The sequence below is a fragment of the Anaerocolumna sp. AGMB13025 genome (genome assembly GCF_029689925.1).
In the GTDB taxonomy this organism is placed as follows: domain Bacteria; phylum Bacillota; class Clostridia; order Lachnospirales; family Lachnospiraceae; genus Anaerocolumna.
On record NZ_CP121445.1, the window covers coordinates 4,010,267 to 4,034,405 of the forward strand.

Consider the following 24,139-nt stretch of genomic DNA (forward strand, 5'->3'; position numbering starts at 1 on the left):
CTCCTTCCAAATTACATTATATTCTTTTTATCCGTAAAACCGATTTCAGAATCAGTTGTCAGTTTATCGGTAAGCTTTTCATACTCATGTTTTTCAAATTCTTCCTTTTCAACTTCAAATACCTCATCCTCAAACACTTCATCCTCAATATCAAAATAAATAAAATCATCCTCGCTGACTAGTTCATTGATATCCTCAAGAGCCAGTGAAGACCGGCTTCGCAGTTTATATAAAATTCCCAGTCCCTGGATAGTAATAAGCGGTGTCAGGGCAACCATTGCTACAATACCAAAAGCATCCATTAGCATATTGCCGTTAACGGCATCACAGGCTCCCATTGCCATCGGCAGAAGAAAGGTTGCAGTCATAGGACCAGAGGCAACACCACCTGAATCGAATGCAATAGAGGTGAATATCGGAGGTACAAAAAAAGTCATGATAATAGCAAGCAGATAACCTGGTATAATCAGATACCAGAGAGAAAGTCCCGTGGATACCCGGAGCATGGATAATCCTACGGATATGGCCACACCGATGGAAAAACTAAGCTGCATTTGCCTGCCGGTGATAGACCCTTCCGTAATATCTTCTACCTGCTTGTTAAGAACGTGTACGGCTGGTTCCGCTGATACTATAACAAAACCGATTACCATTCCCAGAGGAACTAACAGCCACTTAAATGCTCCGCCAATGATAGTGCTTCCAATAAAATACCCTACCGGCATAAACCCAACATTAACACCGGTCAGAAATAAAACAAGTCCAAGATACGTATAAATCAGACCAATTCCTATTTTAATCAGCTGCCTAAGGGGAAGCTTTAACACCAGAAACTGAAACAGGGCAAAAAACAGAAGAATCGGCAGCAAAGCCAACGCCACTTCTTTTATATAAAGAGGTATATGAGTTAAAAACTCTTTCATAATTAAAAACAGGTTATTAATTTCTGATATGGATATGTCTGCATATTCCGAACCGGAGGGACGGTAGAAAATACCAAGAATCAAGACTGCCAGGATAGGACCTACCGAGCAAAGTGCAACTAGACCAAAGCTGTCTTCCTGTGAAGTTTTATCACTTCGAACGGCAGCCATACCGATACCAAGAGCCATAATAAAGGGGACAGTTATCGGACCGGTCGTTACTCCGCCGGAATCAAAAGCAACTGCCAGAAAATTAGATGGAGTAAATGCTGCTATTAGAAATACCGCACCATATAAGACAATCAGAATATGTGATAACTTAATCTGCAATAACGTTCGGAGCAACGCCACCACTAAAAAGATGCCAACACCAATGGCAACCGACCAAATCAGAACGGGGTCCGGAACACCCGGTGTCTGCCTTGCCAACACCTGCAGATCCGGTTCCGCTATAGTAATTATGACTCCCATTAAAAATGTTACCGGAATCAAGAGCCAAATCTTACGTGACTGGGTTAGATAAGCTCCGATCTTTTCCCCCATAATCATCATAGATACATCTGCTCCCAAAGTAAATAACCCCATACCAAATATCAGCAGGACTGCTCCAATAAAAAACATGGTCAATGCTCCTGACGGCATTGGCACAATTGTCAGATGTAAGATGAGAACCAATACGCTAATGGGCAATACTGAAGTAAGGGACTCTTTGGTTTTTAATACAAAGTTTTTATTCATTTAACACCGCCTTTAAATCATATTGTCAACTAGTTACAGTGCGGGATATTGCACAAAATATCTTCTATATCCTTCTCGAGTTGCCATAATTTGTTTGTTTTTTGTATCAAAATTAAAATGGGATCGCCAATTGATATGCCTATCTATTCATAAGCTGAGGCTTCTAATTTCCTAAGAGGTCTCCGACAATATTACATACATAGCAAAATTGATTATTTAATCATAGTTTAAAAGAGAATATAAGTATGAATGGAAGCTGCAATATAAAGGTGCTGCCAAACGAATTCTTTCAACCGTTGAAACTTATTCACGTTTAGTATGTGGCTATATCGCAAAGAAAACTCACGATATGCAAAAGAGATGTAAAAATTAGAAGTATCCTGACAAAAACTAATTCGTAATTTGATAATAAGGGCAAATTAAGAGATAAGAATAGAAGTTATCTTTCTCAATATGTCCTCCTTTCCAATTAATTCTAACCTATTTAGCTACAATAATCAATAAAAATAGAAATTTTTCTATAATTAATCATTTTGAGTTCAAAGAGTCTGACCCCTATTCTCTGTAATGACACGCTGTTACTTCAGCGTTAAATACCTTGATACGACATGACATCCTTTGGAGGAATTTAATGAACAGGACGAACTTTACTCAAAAAAAGGACTGCCTTTATCTGATTATAAGACCTTCACCCAAGGGTCTTTTCCCCGGTCAAAGCCCTGTTAATCAGATAAGTTACGGCAGCCCTTTACCCATACATATTTGGTAAATCTTTAATTCTTACAAGGGACTTAATTAGTTCTTAGGATTCTCGAATTAGTAAATAAAGCTCCTTTATTCACCACTTGCTATTAATTCCTTCTCATTTTCTTCAATCACTTTTTGCTGAATATCAGAAGGTGCCTGCTCATAACGGTTAAACTCATAGGAGAATTCCCCGGCTCCTCCGGTCATGGAGCGTAAGTCGGTGGAGTATCCATAAAGCTCAGAAAGAGGAATATCCGCTAATACTTCCTGTTTGCCCCCATGAATTGGATTCATGCCTAAGACTCTGCCCCGGCGTTTATTTAAATCTCCCATAATATCACCGGTATATTTATCCGGTATAATTACCCTTAGGGAAGCTATTGGCTCTAATAATACCGGTGAAGCCTCCATAAAGCCTTGTTTAAAAGCCTGGATTGTAGCCATCTTAAAGGCCATCTCTGAGGAATCTACCGGATGATAGGAACCATCTACTAAAGTAGCTTTTAATCCCACCACCGGATAACCGGCAACCGGTCCTTTTAAGATACATTCCGCAATTCCTTTTTCCACTGCCGGGAAATAATTCTTTGGGACAGAACCGCCGAATACTTTCTCTGCAAATTCATAAGGCTCTTCCATATTACCCGAGGGTTCAAATTCAATATGCACATCCCCATACTGACCATGACCACCGGATTGCTTCTTATATTTACCCTGTATCCGTACCTTTTTGCGCAGTGTCTCCCGAAAGGGTACTCTGGGCTTCATTATGTCAATATCTACTTTATATTTCGTCTGTAGCTTACTCACAACTACCTCTAACTGCTGATCACCAATACCATACAACAAAGTCTGCCGGTTTTCTTTATCATTAACCACTTTCAGGGTCAGATCCTCATCCATTAGTTTGCCCAGAGCCTGGGAAACCTTATCATCATCTCCTTTATTTCTGGTCTTAAAACGCTGATACGTATAGGGTTTTGATATTTCGGCTCTTTCATATTCCACCGGCTGGGTCTTGGAGGAGAGTGTATCACCTGTTACCGTATCTGACAACTTTCCAATAGCACCAATATCGCCGGCATGGAGTTCCGTTACTTCAATTTGCTCTTTTCCTCTTAATATATAAAGTCTTGAAATCTTTTCTTCTGTATCCTTATCGGCATTATATATGGTGGAATCAGATTTTAAAACTCCGGAGCATACTTTGATTAATGAGAATTTACCGATAAACGGATCGGCTATGGTCTTAAATACTTTTGCTGTCATTGGCAGCTTTTCATCATAATTAGCCACGAAAACCTCTTTTGTCTTTAAATTGCTGCCGGTTATTTCCTTTTTATTCGGTGATGGGAAATACTTTTCTATTGCCTGCAAAAGCATGGTTGCTCCCTGGGCATTTAATCCGGAACCCATCAATACCGGAACTAATGTCCCGTCTGTTACATTATTTCTAAGGGCAAGAGAAATCTCTTCCGGAGTAAATTCTTCACCTGCAAAATATTTTTCCATTAATTCTTCACTAGTCTCTGCCACAGCATCCAAAAGAGTTTCACGGAACTTTGTTAAGTTCTCCTGGGAGTAATCCGGAACTTCACATTCCTCATATTTGCCCATAGCTGTAAATCTTCTTCCAGCCATCTTTACTACATTGACAAACCCTACAAATTTTTCATTCTCCCGTATAGGTATATGAAACGGGGCTATTTTTTTCCCGTAATTTTCAGTTAAATCTTCAACAACCTGACGATAACTTGCATTATCATCATCCATATCTGTTACAAAAAACATTCTCGGCAGATTATACTTTTCACAATAATCCCAAGCTTTTGTTGTTCCTACTTCAACTCCTGCTTTGGCAGAAATCACTATAACAGCTGCATCAGCAGCACTTATGGCTTCCTCCACTTCCCCAACAAAATCAAAATAACCTGGAGTATCCAAAATATTAATCTTGGTATCCTCCCAAATAACAGGTACCACCGTCGTGCTGATTGAAAAAAGACGTTTCACTTCTTCCTTATCATAATCACTGATGGTATTACCCTCTTCAATCTTACCTTGACGCTTTGTAATTCCTGTTGTGTAGGCCATGGCTTCGACTAAAGTCGTCTTGCCACAGCCACCGTGGCCCAACAATACAACATTTCGAATCTTTTCTGAAGTGTAAACATTCATCCTTTTTTCCTCCATTACTTAATATTTTTGTACATCCTAAAACTGTTTTCCGAGAATTAAGGCACTTATTATTTTCCTGTACCTATGTCTATATTTTACTAAAAGTTGTTAGAATTTACAACTATTTTATACCAGTTTAACAAATATATTTATTACTCTTGATAAATGATATAACATTATAATCAAGTATTTTTATTTATTTTACTCATTATTGTATTTTATTACTTTTTCAGACTTTTTTCGTTTTGTTTGCGCTTTAAACCGTTACGCTTTAAACTGTTACGCTTTAATGTTTTACAGTATTGACATACTTGCCGGTTTGGGGTAAAATAAGCATCAGATTTACATAAATGATTGACCATAGCGGCAAAATAATGCAAAATAATATTAGGAGAATTACGTTCGATCAGACTTCTTCATAGATTGATAGTTCTCCCAAAAAGAAAGGTTTAGGTATCAATATGATAATAGTAATGAAACCCGGTGCGAAAAAGGAATCCATCCAGAACATAATTAACATAATTGAAGGAAAAGGCTTAACTGCTCATATTTCTGACGGTAAAGAAGTAACCATTATAGGCGTTGTCGGAGATAAGACAAGGCTTCAGGATCAGAATCTTGAAATTGCGGAAGATGTGGATAAAATCGTACCTGTTACAGAAAGCTACAAGTTGGCTAATAAAAAATTTCATCCGGAACCTTCGGTTATTAAAGTAGGCAATGCAGTAATCGGCGGAGATGAATTAATTATTATGTCCGGTCCCTGTGCGGTTGAGAGCAGGTCTCAACTCCTTGAAACTGCCCATGCTATTAAAAAAGCCGGGGCACAGATACTTCGCGGCGGAGCCTACAAACCAAGGACCTCCCCCTATGCTTTCCAGGGTCTGGAGGAGGAAGGTCTAAAGTTTATGAAGGAGGCCAGAGAAGAAACCGGTCTGGCAGTCGTATGTGAGGTAACCAGCCTGGCAGCGATTGAAGCTGCTGTGAATTATGTGGATATGCTTCAAATAGGTGCACGAAATATGCAGAACTTTTATCTGCTTAAGGAAGCCGGCAAAACAGGTCTTCCCGTATTATTAAAACGCGGACTTTCCGCCACAATTGACGAATGGTTAAATGCTTCCGAATATATCATCGCAGAAGGTAATCCGAATGTAGTCCTGTGTGAGCGGGGGATCCGAACCTTTGAAACTGCGACCCGTAATACCCTTGATATCAGTGCGGTTCCTGTTATTAAAGACAAGAGCCACTTACCGATTATCGTTGATCCAAGCCATGCCACCGGTGTAAGAAAATATGTAAAACCTCTGGCTATGTGTGCAGTGGCTGCCGGTGCGGACGGACTTATGATTGAAGCCCATCCAAATCCTGCGATTGCTTTATCAGACGGACCTCAGTCCCTAACATTTCCCCAGCTTGAAGAATTATGTGCCGAACTAAGACCTTTAGCTTCGATTATGGGCAAAAAATTTTAAATCCTGTCAGGAGATAACTTATGAATGATATAACGGTTGGCTTTATTGGTTTTGGTTTGATAGGCGGCTCTATCGCCAGAGGATTAAAAGATAGGAATCCGAACAATACAATCATCGCTTATAATTATAATAAGCACAAACTGGGTAACGGTCTTAAGGAAGCACTTGAAGATAAAGTGTTAAACCAGATTTCATATGATTTAAATGATGGTTTTCCCTCCTGTGATCTTATCTTCTTATGCGCTCCCGTATTGTCCAATATCACCTATTTATCTTTACTAAAGGATATTATTAAACCTGACTGTATTCTAACGGATGTGGGAAGTGTTAAGGGTAATATACATAAAGCGGTTACGGAGCTAGGTTTGGATAGCCGGTTTATCGGTGGTCATCCTATGGCTGGCTCTGAAAAAACCGGGTATCAGAATTCTCATAGCAGGCTTTTAGAGAATGCTTATTATATTTTGACCCCTACGAAAGAAACTACCACTGATATGGTAAATTGCTTATATAATATCGTGAAAGACCTCGGTGCGCTTCCATTAATTCTTAATCCGAAAGAACACGATGACATTACTGCTGCTATCAGTCATGTTCCCCATATCATTGCCTCTGGTCTGGTAAACTTAGTGAAGGATTCCGATGATTCAGAAGATAAGATGCGTACTCTGGCCGCCGGAGGTTTTAAAGATATTACCCGGATTGCCTCCTCTTCCGCAGTAATGTGGCAGAATATCTGTTTAACCAATACAGAGAGTATAGAACATTTTCTAAATCAGTATATTGCTTATCTAAAAGAGATTTCATCCGCATTAAACCAAAGGGACGAAGCTTATCTTTACCGGTTCTTTGATACGGCCAGCGAATACCGGGATTCTATCCCGAATAAATCCATTGGAATGATGAAAAAGGTATTTGAAATCTACCTGGATATTATAGACGAAGCAGGTGCCATCGCTACCATAGCCACCCTCCTTGGCACCAATCGGATTAGTATTAAAAATATCGGCATTATCCATAACCGTGAGTTTGAACAGGGCGTTCTTAGGATTGAATTTTATGAGGAGGAACCTTTGGTAATGGCGGTTGAATTATTAAAGAAATACCGTTATACTGTTTACGAAAGATAAAACGCACTGCAGTGCAAATAATTAACCGGCAAGATGGGAGTTTGATTATGAAATTACAGAAAGCAAATGCATTAAAAGGAGAATTAACTGTTCCCGGTGATAAATCCATATCCCACCGTGCAGTTATGTTTGGCGCTTTGGCAAAAGGAACTACTGAAATTACACATTTTCTTCAGGGGGCCGATTGTCTGTCAACCATAAGCTGTTTTCGCAGTATGGGAATTGATATAGATAATGACGGTAGGAGTGACCGGGTTCTGGTCCATGGAAAAGGTCTTCACGGCTTAACTCAGCCTAAGGATACGTTAGACGTGGGTAACAGCGGTACCACCATGCGCCTTATGTCCGGTATTCTGTGCGGTCAACCCTTTCCTGTCACTATGACCGGTGATGATTCAATTAAAAAGAGACCCATGGGCAGGGTAATAACACCCCTGACACAGATGGGCGCGGATATAAGCAGTTTAGCTGGCACTGGTTGCGCTCCTCTCCTGATAAATCCTGTAAAAGAAGCTCTTCGCGGAATTAATTATCCATCACCGGTAGCATCCGCTCAGATAAAATCCGCCGTTTTGCTGGCTGGTTTATACGCAGATAGCAAAACCTCTGTGACAGAGCCTTATGTATCCAGAAATCATACGGAATTAATGCTTGGTATGCTGGGAGCAGATATCAAAACTGTAGGAACTACGGCTATAGTTGAACCGAATCCTAGTTTACATGGAGAAAAAATTGTTGTTCCCGGTGATATCTCCTCTGCTGCTTATTTTATTGCAGCCGGACTTTTAATACCGGGTTCTGAAATCCTGATTAAGAATGTGGGTATCAATCCAACCAGAGATGGCATCTTACGGGTATGCCGCCTAATGGGAGCTGATGTTCAGGTCTTAAATCCCAGAAATACGGATTCGGAAGCCGTCTCAGATCTATTGGTACGACACAGTGAATTAAAGGGAACCGAAATCGGCGGGGCATTGATTCCAACTCTTATTGATGAACTGCCAGTTATTGCCGTTATGGCTTGTTTTGCAAAAGGGAAAACAATAATTAAAGACGCTGCCGAATTAAAAGTAAAAGAATCAAACCGAATTGATGTTATGGCACATAACCTGACTATGATGGGTGTACCGGTTACTGCTACCGAGGATGGAATGATTATTGAAGGTGGTTATCCCTTAAAAGGTGCTGTTATTGACAGTAAATTAGATCACCGGATTGCTATGTCTTTTGCTATAGCAGCCTTGGCAGCAGAGGGTGAAACTGAAATTCTGGGGGCGGAATGCGTGAATATATCTTATCCCGGGTTTTATAATGATCTACATGGTTTGATACAATAGATATTAGATACCTTTTGTTTGGATCCATATGACTTTAAAGGGGGCTGTTGCAACAGCTCCCTTCCTTTTATAGAAAGAATTTATATATTATCTACGTACTTACTCATGACTGAAATGATATATCTTTGCAAACATTAGTAACCTATTTCCCAGTAATAAACATCGCATCCCCAAAACTAAAGAATCTATAACGTTCCTTTACTGCTTCTTCATAAGCCTTTAAAACATGCTCTCTTCCAGCCAAAGCTGAAACCAGCATTATTAAAGTGGATTCAGGAAGGTGAAAATTGGTTATTAAAGCATCCAATACTTTAAACCTATAACCCGGGTAGATAAATATCTCCGTATCTCCGCTGCCTGCCCTTACAAAGCCATTATCATCAGCCGCCGATTCCACCGTTCTGCAGCTGGTGGTTCCGACACAAATAATCCTGCCGCCATTTTTCTTAATTTGGTTTATCTTCTCTGCTTCTTCCGGTTCTATCTGGTAAAATTCCGAATGCATATGATGATCTAAGATATTATCTTCTTTTACAGGACGGAATGTTCCTAGTCCCACATGAAGAGTTACATTAGCTATTGTAATACCCTTTTTATCAATCTGTTCCAACAGTTCTTTCGTAAAATGAAGACCTGCCGTAGGTGCAGCCGCTGAACCTTCATACTTAGCATATACTGTCTGATATCGGTTTTTGTCTTCTAATTGGTGGGTGATATAGGGTGGTAATGGCATCTGACCCAACTGATCCAGAATTTCTTCAAAGATACCGCTATAGTAAAACTTTACAAGACGGTTACCTTCTGCTACAATTTCAATAATTTCACAAGTCAGTAATCCTCCGCCAAAACAGATTTTTGAACCAACTCTGGCTTTTTTGCCTGGTTTTACAAGCGCTTCCCAAATATCATTTTCCTGACGCTTTAGAAGCAGTATCTCAACTTTGGCACCAGTTCCTTCTCTTTCCCCGATTAATCTGGCCGGAATTACTTTGGTATTATTAATAACCAGGCAGTCACCTGGCTTTAAATATTCTACAATATCTTTAAATATCCTGTGCTGCATTTCTCCGGTTTCTTTATCAAGTACCAAAAGTCTGGAACTGGATCGGTCTTTTAACGGATCCTGGGCAATCAGCTCTTCCGGTAAATAAAAATTAAAATCCTGTTTTGTCATGATATCTCCTAATGTTTTCATTGTCTGTAATTATGCAATGATTTTTTTCATTCATAGTATTTAAAACTTAACTCCTTATATGTTCTCTTTTTCCTTATATTTTCCTTTTTCCTTATATTTTCCTTTTTCCTTATGTTTTCACCTATTCACTATATTGTCTAGCCATATTTCTTAATCAGTATCCATATTCACATTATCCGTAACATAATCATAGTCCTCAAGGAAACTATGCATTACCTGCTTCTTCTGGTAACCGATCATAGTATCCAGATTAACATTATGGACACTTCTGAATATATTCATATCAATGATGGAGCTGGTCTGTCGGAATTTCTTAATTAACTCCTTCATTTCCTGACGTTTGGAGCCGCCGCCGTTATCCCCTAACATGCAATTCTCAGTTAACCTGCAGGCACATTGGATAAACTGAAGGTTATTGTATTTTCTCCAGGCGATGATATCTGCTTCCTTAACCATATATAACGGACGTATCAGTTCCATGCCTTCGTAATTGGTGCTGTGGAGTTTTGGCATCATCCCCTTCATCTGACCGCTGTATAGCATACTCATAAGCACTGTTTCAATGACATCATCAAAATGATGCCCCAGTGCTATTTTATTGCAACCCAGTTCTTTGGCATGTTTATAAAGATATCCTCTTCTCATTCTTGCACACAAATAACAAGGAGAATCTTCCACCGTAGCAACGATATCAAATATATCCGTTTCAAACATATGGATTGGAATATTTAAATACTCTGCATTGTCTAAAATAACCTGCTTATTGTATTCATTATAACCGGGATTCATTACTAAAAATACCAGCTCAAAGTGGAATTTGCCATGGCGCTGCAATTCCTGCATACACTTGGCTAACAACATGGAATCCTTTCCACCGGAGATACAGACAGCAATTTTATCTCCCTCTTGTATCAACTCATATTCCTTAACAGCGGAAATGAATTTTCTCCATATTTCTTTTCGGAACCTTTTTATAATACTTCTTTCAACATCTATGTGATTTTCCATAATCTGCTCCTGTCTTATTTCTTCTGTAACGCCTGATGAAAAGCTGTGAGGAACAGCTCTATCTCTTCATCTAAGGTTAAGTGGCTTAAACTGATGCGTAAGGTGGATAACGCTAGTTTGCGGTCCTTTGTAATGGCATACACCGGTCTTGAGACTGTATTAGGTGCGCAACAGGCAGACTTAGTAGCCACATATATTTCTTTTTCATTTAGTTCATTCTGAAGCTGGTTGGTATTTACACCCTTGATACTGATATTAAGTATATAAGGGGTACCTTCTGCCGGTGTATTGATTTTTACAGCAGGATATGCTTTGAAGGCTTCCCTTAGTTTCATGTTTAAAGCCTTAACCTGGTCATAACGACGGGATAGGTTGTCTATTGCTTTGGTGAGGGCTTTCTCCGCAGCCGCTGCTAAGGAAAGGGCAGGAGTACCGCTGCGAAAGCTGGTTGTACTTAATCCTCCGTGGATTAACGGTTCCAGCATGATGCCTTCTTTCTTTAACAACACACCGCTGCCATTGATACCATAAAATTTATGTGGGGAAAAGGTAAGTAAATCAGCATAATCATAAGTAACCGGTATCTTTCCTACCGCCTGGGTAGCATCCGTATGAAAAAAGCAGTGGGGTTTTTCTTTTACCAGTTTATATATTTCTTCCAGAGGCTGTATGGTCCCTACTTCACTGTCTACATAACAGACGGAGACCAGTATGGTATCCTCTCTTAGTAATTCTTTCAAATGATTCAGGTCAATCTGGCCGGTTTCCGTAAGATTAATAAAATCCACTTCATATCCTTCATTTTGCAGTGCAGTAATGGGACCGGTCACAGAAGCATGTTCCATATAAGTGGTAATAATATGTTTTCCATACCGTTTATAACTGTTTGCTATGCCTTTAATAGCCATATTATTGGATTCGCTTGCTCCGGAGGTGTATATTACTTCACTTTCCTTGGCCCCCAAAAGCGCAGCAATCCGTTTCGTGGATTCTTCCATCCTTACCCTTGCCTGATCTCCTATGGTATGGGGTGAGTTTGGATTTCCGATATATTCTAAGGACACCTGATAAAAGGTATCCAATACCTCTTTATCAACAGGTGTATTTGCCGCATAATCTAAATAAACCATTTTATTACCTATACCTTTCTAACCGGTTTCTCTTATTGTACTTTAAATCTATCCTAGTAAATAAAAGACTTATCTTACTTTCCTTTGAAATTAATACGAATCTTATAATACGAGTCTAAGCACGATTTGTCAATCCCATCTGCTGCTCACTGTTAATCTGTAGACTCCGCTGTCCATCTGTGGTACATTATTATTTGAAATTGCAGCAATGATTGATATCATCTTTCTCCCACCGGTATGCTCTGTTCCATACCATTAGTATTTTCCATAGAAATAAAAGTTTCATGAATCAAATCGTTTTAACTTGTAATACCAAAAGTTAATTATAACCTACCTTATGGTACAATTCAATCTATATACAACAATCTTAATTTGTTTTATTCGATACTATTTATTACTCAACAGATCGTTCAATTTCATAAGATATCTCTGCTTCGTCTGTAATATTCCTCTGACCGGAGGTTTCATATATAAAAAATACCCCTCTTCCTTCTTCTTTTACAGTAAAACTCTCCCATAACACCTTCTTTGCAGTGCCTTCATATATTATCTGGTTACTGGCCGATGAAGAATCTAAGTAAGATACTTTTATTCTTTTACCTTCATATTCTACTGGAAGAGTCAGCTTCAAATCAATGATATCCCCTTTTTTAAACTTGGCTCCATCTTTTGCATAATTGGTATTATCCATAACGATTACCACTGTACTTACTTTTGAATTATTCAAATGAAAAGTTGTACTTCCCTTAATCTGAACAATCATAATACAAAGCAGTGCAAATAAACAATAGGAACCCAGTATACGGATTCGGTATTTTAGTTTTACAAAGTCGGTTACTTTTCTGTTTCCTGCATTTCCATCTAATCGCTTATTCATTGCCACCCCCCCTTCCGTATTGATTTGTTTTTAACAGATAAATGGATAAAAAAGGACAAATCAATCCAATTCTTTTGAATTCAATTGATTTGTCCGGTAGGTTTTTTTCTGATTCACGTTTAAATTGCCCGTTCGTAATATATATAGTACCAGTTATAATTTATTATCTTCTATATTATATTCCGACTCTATAAAAATGATAATATATCAGGTCATTACAGTATCTCTCTTACCCTTGCCGGCAATAAAAAGGACCGAGCCAATTATAGTTACTAAAAAGAGTAAGAATACTTTTTTCCTTTTCTGTCTTTTAACACGATATGTTTCGCTTATTTTTATAATCATCTATATTCCTCCAAATACTTTTGGTAAAAACTTAAGATTATACACTAACCTTCTTTTCAAGCATCCAGGCAGTTCCAAAGTAAGCAAGGAGAATGAATACCACCGTAATTACCGTCTGCCACGTAAGTAATATACTTACATCACCCATACCTGGTCTGCCATCAAGAATAAGATTAGAGATTTTACTATATAAATAATTGGACACCATAAATATAATAAAGCTTACAATTCCCTTATACTTTTTGTTTGCCAAAAATGTTGTACTTAAGGTAATGGAGAAGAAGGCAAGTGTAATAATAAAAATCCATAAAGCAATTATATAACAAACCGTTGCTACAAGATCAGAAAAATCGATTTGTATATTATAAAACTGGTCAAGAAATTGCAGGAAGGCCTTTTTGAAATTAGCTAATTTATCATATCTGGCAATAAGCACACCCGCATCGAATACAAACAAAGCGAAAAAAGCTGCGCCTGCTAAAATAATCTGGATACCGGCTGAGAGTACCTTAGCACCTACAATACTATAACTGGTATTGGGAGTTAAAAACAGCATATAACTGCATTTCTGCTTTAAGTCATTGGAATAGGTTATAATCGACTCAAAGGCCAGAAAAAATAACGCTCCTAATGTAAAAACTATTAGTAATCCCATAACTGTACCTATCATATTTTGATTATCTCTTATTACTCCGTAAAAAAATGCAATTTCAAATAATGCGATTAAGGCTAATATAACAAGCTTTGAAAAGGCCTGCTTTCTAAATTCATATTTCATTAATTTCAACATTTTTCCATCCCCCTGTTATGCATAAATTTCTTTATATAATTCAACGATAGATTTACCATGAGAAGCCCTTATTTCTTCTGCTTCACCGCTTAATACTATTTTACCAGTTTTGATAAATACAGCATTATCTATGATTTTTTCCAGTTCATCCACTAAATGGCTGGAAACCAGGATAGTCACATCTTCTCTTGCAACTTCTAGTATAGTACTGATGATTCTTTCTCTTGCTATAATATCAATTCCGTTAAGGGGTTCGTCTAACATATAAAGTTCTGCTTTTCTGGCAAGAGTTGCAGCTATTTTTAATTTAGCCGCTAAACCAGAAGATAATGTCTTTGCCTTATCTTTCATTCCCAGTTCCATCCGGCTGATTAATTCTGCATAACGCTTGGAATCAAAATCTTCAAAAAAATCTTTATAATATTTACCCACATCTTCTACAGTCATATAGTTATAGAAAAATGGTTCAGTGGACATATAAGCCACCTTTTTCTTAGAGGCAACCCCAATTGGCTCACCATGATAATTAAGAGTTCCGCTGGTGGGCTTTACAAGTCCGGCAATTATCTTCATCAGAGTCGTTTTGCCGCTGCCGTTAGGTCCAAGAAGGGCATAGATTTTACCTGGCTCAACTGAAAAGTTTATGCCGTCTACTGCTGTTTTGTTCATATACTTCTTTACTAAATCATTACATTGTAATATCATATTCCACACTCCTATTATTTATTTTTAGACAACTGCAAAAGGCGGCCGTCAAAATATTAATTGTTACCTATTTACTGACTAACTCATATTTATTCTCTAATAACTGTATTAACTCCTCTTTCGTAAAGCCAAGTTGTTTCATTCCTTCAATAAAGTGTTCTAAAAGTGAACTCGCCATTTCTTCTCTGATATTTTTCAATTTATTCACATCCTCCGTTACATAGGTCCCCAGACCTCTTTTTGTGTAGCAAATTTCTTCGGATTCCATTTCTTTGTATATACGGTTTGCGGTATTGGGATTAATTTTATATTTAAAAGCCAGTTCCCTTCCTGAAGGAAGTTTTTCACCAAGTGCTACTACACCGTTTACCATATCCTTTTTGATTTCATTAATAACTTGTACATAGATTGGTATATTATTATTAAACTCCATTCACATCCTCCTTTCCATTTGTTATAAAACTTATTCATAACTTTTGTTTTTATCTATTTTGCTTTTAGTGCAGCTATGGCATAATTTAGCTCAACATCTTGCCCATCCATGTATTTTTCTTTAAAAGTTTCTTCGTTTAAAGGAATCTTAATGTCAGGGGTGGCACCACCTATCCCAGTATCATTACTGTCACCTTGAATGGTTTTGTCTTTATTTAGTGACCTTCCATCAGGTACTTGAATTACATATCCTTCTGGCATATTAAATTTTATAGGACTGGTTATAACCCCAAAGGAACCGTTAGTAGAAGTAAATCCAACAATTTTGATGTTAGGTGATCCCTTTAATATAATTGGCATTCCTTCTGCAGAACTTCCGGTTTTATTATTAATTAAAATTGCAATGTTGCCATTGTAATACGGCTTTGAGGGGGTTATATTACGAGTTTCACTATCATTAATTTCAAATTTTTTTGTATACTTATTATAATAGCTTACATATTCATAGAATTTAATTTTATTTATAAAATGCCCTGCTATGCTAGCAGCAATATCATCATCACCACCAGGATTATTTCTAAGATCAATAATTAGCCCCTTAATATTTTTAGCTTGAAACATTTTTAATTTTTCTTCTATGACTTTTTCAGGACTTGAAGTATCTGTATTAAGAAAATATTTAATTTTTATATACCCGTAACCATTACTTAAAATTTTTCCTTCAACTGGATCTTCACCTTTTATAAGTTTTAACTTAGTCTTGTTAAGGGTTTCATAATTATCGTCATAAGCTTTTAGGGTAACTTCTTTTATTTTTTTTTCACCCATATTTTTAAATCCAACTAAAACTTCTTTTCCTATTGAGGTCCTTACCATATAACGACCTTGCTCATAAAGCTTATCAGAATTTGTAGCAACAGGGTTGTCGGTCCATTTAGTATCTTTTAAAACCACATTTCCTGGTTTACCTTCCCAAGTTACTATCTCTGCGCCAAGCTTTATTCCATTTTTGTCTGCTGGACTATCTTTTAAAACCAGGTTTACTAATACCTTACCATCATCCAATTGTATAGTACTTATTCCAAAACCACCTCCAACTTCTGCTTTACGAATATCTGGATTATCGTTCATAATTTTTATGTGACCATCTCCAATAGAATAAAGGTATTCTCTTAAAGTCTTATAATATAAAACTTTATCCTTATCTTTTTCAGCCTTTTGAAAAATAGGCTCATATTTATCCTTTAGTTCATTCCATTTGATCTTCTTTAAATCTCCAAATGGATATTCAATCGACATACGTTTGTTCATTTGAATAAAGGCTTTGGAGTAACTCATATTATTTAGATCACTAGTTCGATTATACCTAATTTCTCCAGAAGTTATTATGGTTAAAATCATTAAGCTTACTCCAGCAAAACAAACCAAAGGTCTTAAAACTCTTAAAATCCTATGTTTGGGAGCAGAAATACTAATAGTAGGTTTAAAAACTTTTTGTATAGTACATAAGAATATTAAAGCAGTTATTATATAAAATGATAGCGACAAATATGTAATATCGCCATAAATAATACTGATAATGCAAATAATAACACCTAAACTTGGTAAAAAATTAAACCATCTATAATACTTTTTAATAGGAACAGCATACCATACTAAAACAACTAAATCTAATACAAATATAAGCAATTCGAAAACTGTTAACCACTTCAGTGAAGCAAATATATTTTGAATAATGCTCATTTTTCCCTCCATCTCATTTATTTTTTTCATTTTTAAATATTTAATTATTGCTTCATCACCAGTGAACTAGTTATATAGTACACTAACTTTATATTTATGTCAATACCTTTTTTCAACATTTTTTAATTTATTTTATTATTACATTTGCTGCAACTAATATTCGGGATGCCTTTTTTACTACATTAAGAAAATATCTGACTCATCAGATTTTAGTTATAATGTATAGTCACCCTTATAAAATCTTCCTTAAACGCTTCATGACATTTTCAAGGAGTGCAGCGTTTTTATGGAATAGGACGCAATTCCCTATTCGTTTTGAGTGTCATAAGATTAATATTGCGTTTGGAATGTTGAGTAACCTTGTAACCCTCATATTCACTTACATAAAAAATGACCACTGATAAGTTAGATTTTTAGTTCCAACTTATTAGGGTCATTTCTTATTCTACCATAATCAAGTGTTTTATATAATTTATACTGCGCTACAACTTTTGTTGTTGTATTTGATAGCTTCTAATTAAAATAGTTAGTACCCAATCATCGGAATGGCTTTCGGCTCTCTGGAATAAGGTGCCTGCTCCCCGTTTTTGACCTTATAAAGTACCGCTGAGGTTTCATGTACCGCTTCCATCAGTTCCTTATGAGGCTGCATACAGATATCTACCATTCCAATCTGATAATTTTCTCCGTCATATCTTCCAAGACAAAACTGGTCGTTATATTGAAACCAATGGGCACCTACACCATACGGATGGGCTGCAACCTTTTCTACAAAATAACGCCACATAACACCTCTTTCCTCTTGATTTAAAACTCCCTTAAGTCCGGTAGCCGTTAATCCCTGGTCCAAAGCTCCACAGTGAAATTCCCCCAGAAGAATAGGCAGATCCACTCCGGCATTCATAACAAAATCCATATCTTTTACAGGATTGAAATCATAACAATTAATAGAGAATACATCAAAATATTCCCAGCCTGCCATCATCAGAGTATTATTTGCTTTTGACCAACGCAGTCCAAGATTCAGATGATTACCATCTGCTTTTTTGCAAGCCAATGATGGTATCTTACTATATTCACTAATCAGGTATTTTGAAAATTCATAGATCTCTTTTTGTGATTTCGGATATGTTTTGGAACAGCAGTCTATCGGTTTATAAAACTCCTCAAAACTTTTAAAATCACTATCCCAGGCTTCATTTAAAGCTTCAATTGTTTGGTATATATCTTTCAGGTACTGTATGAACCCCAGCCGGCAATAGGTCTGTGCCGGATTATGCAGTACTTCATCGGCAATGTATAGATCTTCTACGAAATTAAACTCTGGTTCATTCCTTAAGAAATAACCAATAAGCCAAGGATCCTCTTTCCATTCCAGCAGCTTCTTTGCATATTTTTCTGACCTTTTTGAGTACTCAGGTGATAGCACATCCGGAAAATCACGGAAAATCAAGATGTCTGTGGACGGAAAATCTGGCAGTTCTCTTACATATGGAAGTCTGCTGCCGTCATTATGAATACTTAATCCCGGAAAATTACCCTGGGAGTTGATTCCGTTTTTCATTAGTATATGATGGGATAGTTCTTCCCATTTTTCCTGCCACTTCTCTGCATATACACTTTTAAGATTAAGGGCTGTAAAACGAATGGTCTTATAACTGTCCAACGGCATATATGCCGTACGCTGCCTGGTCCCTATCTGATAGAATTCCTTAAACTGAGGATCCGCTAGATCAGGAAGCCAGTCACATACCGATTCAAAGGAATCCACACGGCATGGATCGCCTGGATTGGTTCCGCAGGGCCCTATAGAGAAATATTCACAACCCTCGGGATCTACAAGATGCCACCGTCCATCTGCGGACTTAAAGGTAGAGAAGAAACCCGTACCTTCTTTTAGTTTTCTGTCGGAATCTCCACCCCATCGATTCCATTCCGTAAAGGGATATTCTGCTTTTCCTTCATTTTCTTTAAGTTTTTCTTTTAATTCTTCAAAGGAATGAATCTTCCCTGGCCAATCCTTTCCTTTCCATTGTCCGAACTCGTCCACCAATTTCGTTTGGGGTATTGGGAAAACCTCAGGCTTATCATCTGTTAGATAAAAATCATCAAGCTTTACTTTTACATTGTGAAAGGTTTCTTCAATTCCCAGTTCAAACCTCTCAACCTCTCTTCGGTCGGTACGCTGGCCATGTATGACCAATTTAAGGGTCCCGGGCGTTCGGTTCGTATAAATTGTGCTGTTATCCAGCCAGTTTAAGTCAAGGCATATTCTTGTTTTGAATTTAGGTAACAAACCAAAACGCATAAATATTCTTTCTTTTTCCGCTCCCGGCATATAGAAGCGAAACATCATAGCAACTGAGTGTTCCTCCAGTACCTCAATATCCCCCACAATATATCGCTTGCCTGAATCCTTTATCTCGGGCAGCGAAATTCCCCCGCCACCTGCTCCAAATTCTGCAACGCAGCTTTCCTCCTCCAAGGAAAGAAAAACCGTATCCCTCGGGATAGAATTTTTCAGATTTAATCTCATAAACCTTCTCCTTCTTTTTATTATTTTTAACTTGCTTCAAATCGCATACCTGTCTGCAATACTTGCTGTAATTGAACTATTCTTCCAGATATCCAGTACCCGAAGGACTCTCACCTTATTCTCAAACCGAACCAAATCCCTTAACAATTCTATTATAAGCTTTCACTATCGCTGTTTTCAGGTCTTGCTGCCGCTGTTTTCAGGTCTTCCCATAATAAGCTTCACAGGTTTCATAAATCCATTGTCATCAAATTCTAACCTCTCCATACTTATCTCACGGTGATAACCTTTTCCCTCCGGGTAGTTTTTAGTAGGTGTTGCAAACCGGTGATAGACAATCGAATATTGGTCCTTATCCGGTTCTTTTAGTATGCAGTGATGACCGGTGCCTAAAATATCATATTCCGGTTTTTTCTCTAAAATCCTGTATTGAAATTTTACAGGACCGTACAGATTATCCGATACTCCATAATTCACATGGTAATCCTCACTGCCGGTATCATCGCAGGACCAGGTATAATGATAAATCCCATCTCTTTTTAAAACCGTAACTGCTTCCCTGAACTCCTGCAAACCTTCCAGATTCTTCATAGTCTCTTTGCACACATGGAGCAAATCCCTGCAAAGACGTACAATTGCCGGTCTTCCGTTACCAAAAAGCAGATAAACTTCACCGTTCTCCTCATATATTGAAGGGTCAATGGTCTGATCCATAGATACCCCGCACTCTTTCACAATTTCCGGTGTGAGTATGGGTTGTGGTTCGGCTTGAAAACCAGATACCGGTGAATCACTGACAGCAGCCCCGATACAGGATATTCCATCCTCTCTTTTTGCGCAGAAATAGTAATAAAATTTTCCCTTCCTTTCATAAATCGCAGGTGCCCAGGCAGAGCCCACCGCCCAGGGAACTTGTTTTGAGGCAACATCTAACAGGATTCCTTCCTCCTTCCAGACGGTTTTATCCAAAGAGGAAAAGACGTGAAATACACTGCCACTCCAGTCTGTATATCCGTCCGTGGTGGGATAAAGATAATATTTATTTTTATATTTCAACATATCAGGATCCGCATACAAGCCTGTAATTAAAGGCTTTTTAGCCTTTATATACTCTTCTTTTTTAACCATTTATCTTTTCTCCTTTTGCTCTCTGCTATTATTGTAATGATGGGAATATCGTTTTGAAACCGATTTCATATCTATGTTTCCATTCTACTATAGAAACGTTCTTTTTACAATGATTCCATACAAAAAGTCGCTAATTTACAATAACTCTCTCTAATTTACATTGTTTTCTCCCATCAGTTTTTTATAATAGGTTCATAAATACACAATACAAATCACGGAGGTACTTTTATTGAATAAAACAATCCTTACCTTAACGAATAACTGTAAATTTTATCTGGGTGATTGCCAGAATGCCTGGCAGTCCTGGTTTAATGACAGTGATTGGGAAGACGTGTCTCTTCCCCATGACTGGTCTGTTACCTTACCTTTTAAAAGGGAATATTCCAGCGGAACAGGTTACCTGGCCGGAGGCATAGGCTGGTACCGGCTTCGGATCAAGCCGGACAAAAATTGGATAGGAAAGCGGATATCCATATTGTTTGACGGTATCTATAAAAACAGTAAAGTATGGTGCAACAGCTACTATCTGGGAGCACGACCTAACGGTTATATTCCCATTTCGTATGATATTACCGATCAGTTTCGCTTTGACCGGGATAACCTTATCTGTATTCAGGCAGATCATCGTGATATCTCCGATTCCAGGTGGTTTACCGGTTCTGGCATCACACGGAAAGTAACGTTAATTATCGAAGAACCGGTACATCTGCTTCCTGATGGTATCAGTTTTACCACAGAAATGGTTGAAGCAGATCAGGCCTCCTTTACAATCAAAAACGAAATTATTAATACGGAGGCGGCAAAGATGAGTATAACCCTCACCAATAAACTGCTTCTCGAACATGAGTGCTTCTATGCCGAAATTTCCGATACCATTGGAGCAGACAGCCAAAAGATCCTGATTACCAACGGTACGATTCCCTTACCAAAACTCTGGTCACCAAACCAGCCCTCGTTATATACTCTGGAAACCTGGATTCACTTAAAGCAGCCAGACGGCACTGCGTTTGACTATTTAGCTGATTCCCGTAAAGTAGGTATCCGCAGTATCTTATTTGACCCGGATCTTGGTTTTTTCCTGAATGGACACCAAACGGTACTAAAAGGAGTCTGTGTCCATCATGATGCCGGATGCTTAGGAGCAGCTGTTCACCCTGCTGTTTGGTACCGCCGTCTTAAGAAACTGAAAGCTATGGGCTGTAATGCACTTCGGATGAGTCATAATCCTCATATGCCGGAACTATATGACCTCTGTGATTCTATGGGATTTTTCGTAATTGATGAAGCTTTTGATGAATGGGAGGGTCCTAAAAATAAATGGAGCACCGGACATAATGTCTATCCCCCAAAACACGAGGGGTATTATCTGGATTTCCCGACCTGGCATGAGCAGGATCTTACTGCTCTCATACGCAGGGACCGGCATCACCCTTGCGTTATCCTGTGGAGCATCGGCAATGAAATCGATTATCCCAATGATCCATACTGCCACTCCTCCTTTGATACCATGACTGGTAATAATGATGCCAATAAACCAAGTGCAGAGCGGGTATATAATCCAGAACGCCCCGACGCCAGCCGTCTTGCGGTTATAGCAAAACAGTTAACCAAAATCGTAAAAGGAATTGATACCACCAGACCGGTTACCCTTGCCGCTGCCTTTCCGGAACTGTCTGCTAAGCTTGGCTTCTTAGATTCTTTGGATGTGGTTGGTTATAATTATAAAGAACACCTTTACGAAGAAAGCCATCTGGCATTTCCGGATAAACCTTTTATGGGCAGTGAAAACAGCCATAGTATAGCTGCCTGGCGGGCTGTTACCGATAATCCCTATATCTCCGGGCAATTCCTTTGGACCGGTATTGATTATCTGGGTGAAGCCCAGGGGTGGCCCATACATGGCTCCGGTGCCGGACTTTTGACACTAGCCGGATTTGAAAAACCCTGGTATTACCGCCGTCAGAGTTTCTGGTCGGAGAAACCGGTAATACACCTTTCTACCGCCTTTGCAGAACGAGAGGAAGGGGAATGGACTTATGTTTATGACTCCTGGAATTATCCTGCCGGTGAGGAAATTTTGATCAAATGTTATACCAATCTGAGGGAGGTTTCTTTTTACCTGAATGAAGAGTTAATCTGTGTGAAACAAAAGGAGGCCAATAAAGACTGTATCTCATTTTCGGTACCATTTCGCCCCGGTACTTTATCCGCCACCGGAAAAGCAGAGGACGGTTCTGTCCATACACATATGCTAAAAACCTCTGGAAGTGCCTGTCAGATTCAGCTTAAAAGCTGGGATTATAACAGCCTGGCTTGCTGGGAAACACCTCTGTTTCAAGTAGAGGCAACCTTAACCGATCATCTTGGGAATGAGGTGTTAACCGGTTTCTCTGCACTTAAGGTATCCATAGAAAATGGCAGACTTCTCGGACTGGAAAATGGCGATCTTTCTGATGTGACGGATTATTCCGCCTCCTCACGGAACACCTACATGGGTCATCTTATTATATATGCTGTACCAGACGATGTTACGAAAGAGACGGTGATTACCGTTGGCGGTGATACTCTTAAGACTGCCTCCTTAATCCTATCGGACTCACTGGTTCAGAATGAAGTAAACTAAAAGAACAAAGAGTCTGGCTCGCCAGACTCTAGCGCTAACGCGCTGTCACGACAATGACAATCTTCCTTAAGTGCGTCATGCGCATCCTGCCTGGAAGGCTTTTTAATTTATAGGTAAATTCTTAGAACTATAAATTAAAAAACTGTTGCAACCACTTTTTAGTGTATTGCAACAGTTTTCTCTAGTTCTATATGTGCCGTAAGTTTTTCATATTGTCCGGGCGAGATACCAGTATATTTCTTAAAGACTTTGCTGAAATAACACTCATCCTGAAAACCTACCCGGTATCCAATGGATAACATCTTCATGGAGGTTGTAGCAATCAATTCTTTTGCATGATGTATCCTGATTTCATTCAGATAGACAAATATGGTCTTTCCGATATTCTTTTTAAAAACCCGGTTCAGATAATCAAAGTTACAGGAAAAGACCTCCTCAATTAACTTTCCCGAAATGTCCTTTTGATAATTTGCATTCAGATAATTCAGAAGTTCATGGATATTTTTATAGGACTGGGGTATACCAGGCATTTGCTTTAATGCTCTGGAGGATACGGCTTCTCTTGCAATTTCCACAAAAGCCTCCATTATCTTACAGCCGCAGGAAATCTTATAGTTTTCCAACTGATTCTTATTTTGATCCATGGCTTCCTGCAACAGCTTTATTACCTGAAGATAACTGTTACCGGTCAAAAGACTGATCTGCTTAGGAAACAATAACCTGGCAGCCTGATATAAGTGAAAGGAGCCGCTGTCTTCCTGAAGAGACTCACTTCTGATTCCAAGACAATATTCCATGAAGTCCCCATCCTCCTGCCTGCGGATAAGTTCCGGATGGCGGAAATGGATATAAAAATATTCACAATTGGAAGCCTTGATTCCCTGATGGACAAAATCGGAATCCAAAAGCAAAACATCTCCTTCTTTTATCTCATAAATAATACCGTTTTCCTGAAGGTACAGGGTTCCTTTTTTCATGACATATAAGATATATTCCTCTGCCTGTCTTTTTTTATGGACATAAGGAGGCTCTAAAGCCGCTGTGTCCACTAGCCTCACCTGAGGCAGAATCGTTCCATTCATTTCATAATACATAACGC

Annotated in this window: 17 protein-coding genes; 4 read left to right on the top strand and 13 right to left on the bottom strand. The window is 38.4% G+C overall.

Translation table 11 applies throughout. The features are described from left to right. Positions 1-11 precede the first annotated feature (11 nt). Together QA584_RS16580 and fusA are read right to left on the bottom strand one after the other, a co-directional pair. Positions 12-1,661 carry a DUF1538 domain-containing protein gene (locus tag QA584_RS16580; protein WP_278270172.1) on the bottom strand — a complete coding sequence of 550 codons (1,650 nt, stop codon included), beginning with the start codon at positions 1,659-1,661 and terminating at the stop codon, positions 12-14. Between the two features lie 834 nt (positions 1,662-2,495). After that, on the bottom strand, positions 2,496-4,586 hold the full coding sequence (fusA, locus tag QA584_RS16585) for an elongation factor G (protein ID WP_278270173.1): 2,091 nt from the start codon (positions 4,584-4,586) through the stop codon (positions 2,496-2,498). 461 nt (positions 4,587-5,047) lie between these two features. On the opposite strand from fusA, the gene aroF reads away from it, so the two are divergent. From aroF to aroA, 3 genes are read left to right on the top strand one after another with little or no spacing between them, the layout of a single operon-like run. Continuing rightward, entirely contained in the window at positions 5,048-6,061 is a 1,014-nt protein-coding gene (aroF, locus tag QA584_RS16590) for a 3-deoxy-7-phosphoheptulonate synthase (protein WP_278270174.1), read from the top strand. 20 nt (positions 6,062-6,081) lie between these two features. Next, the gene (locus tag QA584_RS16595; RefSeq protein WP_278270176.1) at positions 6,082-7,191 is read left to right on the top strand and encodes a prephenate dehydrogenase; all 1,110 of its coding nucleotides are present in this window, start codon (positions 6,082-6,084) and stop codon (positions 7,189-7,191) included. A 47-nt stretch (positions 7,192-7,238) separates the two neighbouring features. Then, a complete protein-coding gene (gene aroA / locus QA584_RS16600) occupies positions 7,239-8,528 on the top strand; it encodes a 3-phosphoshikimate 1-carboxyvinyltransferase (protein ID WP_278270178.1) in 1,290 nt (429 codons plus the stop codon). Positions 8,529-8,670: 142 nt separating this feature from the next. Here aroA and queA read toward each other — a convergent pair whose 3' ends face one another. The 10 genes from queA to QA584_RS16650 all read right to left on the bottom strand — a co-directional run bounded on the left by queA (position 8,671) and on the right by QA584_RS16650 (position 20,417). Continuing rightward, positions 8,671-9,702 (bottom strand): tRNA preQ1(34) S-adenosylmethionine ribosyltransferase-isomerase QueA, encoded by a 1,032-nt coding sequence (queA, locus tag QA584_RS16605; protein ID WP_278270179.1) that lies wholly within the window; start codon positions 9,700-9,702, stop codon positions 8,671-8,673. A 171-nt stretch (positions 9,703-9,873) separates the two neighbouring features. Beyond that, entirely contained in the window at positions 9,874-10,731 is an 858-nt protein-coding gene (locus QA584_RS16610) for a tRNA 2-thiocytidine biosynthesis TtcA family protein (protein ID WP_278270180.1), read from the bottom strand. Positions 10,732-10,745: 14 nt separating this feature from the next. Beyond that, a complete protein-coding gene (locus tag QA584_RS16615; RefSeq protein WP_278270181.1) occupies positions 10,746-11,861 on the bottom strand; it encodes a cysteine desulfurase family protein in 1,116 nt (371 codons plus the stop codon). Between the two features lie 394 nt (positions 11,862-12,255). After that, on the bottom strand, positions 12,256-12,738 hold the full coding sequence (locus QA584_RS16620) for a hypothetical protein (RefSeq protein WP_278270182.1): 483 nt from the start codon (positions 12,736-12,738) through the stop codon (positions 12,256-12,258). Between the two features lie 382 nt (positions 12,739-13,120). Then, positions 13,121-13,873: a hypothetical protein gene (locus QA584_RS16625; protein ID WP_278270183.1), complete on the bottom strand. Its 753-nt coding sequence runs from the start codon at positions 13,871-13,873 to the stop codon at positions 13,121-13,123. 15 nt (positions 13,874-13,888) lie between these two features. Then, complete coding sequence (locus QA584_RS16630; RefSeq protein WP_331487651.1) at positions 13,889-14,578, bottom strand: ABC transporter ATP-binding protein; 690 nt, start codon at positions 14,576-14,578, stop codon at positions 13,889-13,891. A gap of 67 nt (positions 14,579-14,645) precedes the next feature. Further along, on the bottom strand, positions 14,646-15,011 hold the full coding sequence (locus QA584_RS16635) for a GntR family transcriptional regulator (protein ID WP_278270184.1): 366 nt from the start codon (positions 15,009-15,011) through the stop codon (positions 14,646-14,648). A gap of 53 nt (positions 15,012-15,064) precedes the next feature. Further along, positions 15,065-16,753: a S41 family peptidase gene (locus tag QA584_RS16640; RefSeq protein ID WP_278270185.1), complete on the bottom strand. Its 1,689-nt coding sequence runs from the start codon at positions 16,751-16,753 to the stop codon at positions 15,065-15,067. A 526-nt stretch (positions 16,754-17,279) separates the two neighbouring features. Next, positions 17,280-19,289 carry a beta-galactosidase gene (locus tag QA584_RS16645; protein WP_278270187.1) on the bottom strand — a complete coding sequence of 670 codons (2,010 nt, stop codon included), beginning with the start codon at positions 19,287-19,289 and terminating at the stop codon, positions 17,280-17,282. 177 nt (positions 19,290-19,466) lie between these two features. Continuing rightward, positions 19,467-20,417: a family 43 glycosylhydrolase gene (locus QA584_RS16650; protein ID WP_278270188.1), complete on the bottom strand. Its 951-nt coding sequence runs from the start codon at positions 20,415-20,417 to the stop codon at positions 19,467-19,469. A 229-nt stretch (positions 20,418-20,646) separates the two neighbouring features. Between QA584_RS16650 and QA584_RS16655 the strand changes: the two genes are divergently transcribed. Continuing rightward, positions 20,647-23,040 (top strand): glycoside hydrolase family 2 TIM barrel-domain containing protein, encoded by a 2,394-nt coding sequence (locus QA584_RS16655; RefSeq protein ID WP_278270189.1) that lies wholly within the window; start codon positions 20,647-20,649, stop codon positions 23,038-23,040. A gap of 158 nt (positions 23,041-23,198) precedes the next feature. Here the strand turns inward: QA584_RS16655 and QA584_RS16660 are convergent, their stop codons facing one another. Continuing rightward, a complete protein-coding gene (locus QA584_RS16660; RefSeq protein ID WP_278270190.1) occupies positions 23,199-24,134 on the bottom strand; it encodes an AraC family transcriptional regulator in 936 nt (311 codons plus the stop codon). Between the last annotated feature and the right edge of the window lie 5 nt (positions 24,135-24,139).

What these genes read in the sequence shown, in the direction of transcription:
- QA584_RS16580 (WP_278270172.1), bottom strand. Translation starts at nt 1,661, where the DNA reads ATGAATAAAAACTTTGTATTAAAAACCAAAGAGTCCCTTACTTCAGTA.
- fusA (WP_278270173.1), bottom strand. Translation starts at nt 4,586, where the DNA reads ATGAATGTTTACACTTCAGAAAAGATTCGAAATGTTGTATTGTTGGGC.
- aroF (WP_278270174.1), top strand. Translation starts at nt 5,048, where the DNA reads ATGATAATAGTAATGAAACCCGGTGCGAAAAAGGAATCCATCCAGAAC.
- QA584_RS16595 (WP_278270176.1), top strand. Translation starts at nt 6,082, where the DNA reads ATGAATGATATAACGGTTGGCTTTATTGGTTTTGGTTTGATAGGCGGC.
- aroA (WP_278270178.1), top strand. Translation starts at nt 7,239, where the DNA reads ATGAAATTACAGAAAGCAAATGCATTAAAAGGAGAATTAACTGTTCCC.
- queA (WP_278270179.1), bottom strand. Translation starts at nt 9,702, where the DNA reads ATGACAAAACAGGATTTTAATTTTTATTTACCGGAAGAGCTGATTGCC.
- QA584_RS16610 (WP_278270180.1), bottom strand. Translation starts at nt 10,731, where the DNA reads ATGGAAAATCACATAGATGTTGAAAGAAGTATTATAAAAAGGTTCCGA.
- QA584_RS16615 (WP_278270181.1), bottom strand. Translation starts at nt 11,861, where the DNA reads ATGGTTTATTTAGATTATGCGGCAAATACACCTGTTGATAAAGAGGTA.
- QA584_RS16620 (WP_278270182.1), bottom strand. Translation starts at nt 12,738, where the DNA reads ATGAATAAGCGATTAGATGGAAATGCAGGAAACAGAAAAGTAACCGAC.
- QA584_RS16625 (WP_278270183.1), bottom strand. Translation starts at nt 13,873, where the DNA reads ATGTTGAAATTAATGAAATATGAATTTAGAAAGCAGGCCTTTTCAAAG.
- QA584_RS16630 (WP_331487651.1), bottom strand. Translation starts at nt 14,578, where the DNA reads ATGATATTACAATGTAATGATTTAGTAAAGAAGTATATGAACAAAACA.
- QA584_RS16635 (WP_278270184.1), bottom strand. Translation starts at nt 15,011, where the DNA reads ATGGAGTTTAATAATAATATACCAATCTATGTACAAGTTATTAATGAA.
- QA584_RS16640 (WP_278270185.1), bottom strand. Translation starts at nt 16,753, where the DNA reads ATGAGCATTATTCAAAATATATTTGCTTCACTGAAGTGGTTAACAGTT.
- QA584_RS16645 (WP_278270187.1), bottom strand. Translation starts at nt 19,289, where the DNA reads ATGAGATTAAATCTGAAAAATTCTATCCCGAGGGATACGGTTTTTCTT.
- QA584_RS16650 (WP_278270188.1), bottom strand. Translation starts at nt 20,417, where the DNA reads ATGGTTAAAAAAGAAGAGTATATAAAGGCTAAAAAGCCTTTAATTACA.
- QA584_RS16660 (WP_278270190.1), bottom strand. Translation starts at nt 24,134, where the DNA reads ATGTATTATGAAATGAATGGAACGATTCTGCCTCAGGTGAGGCTAGTG.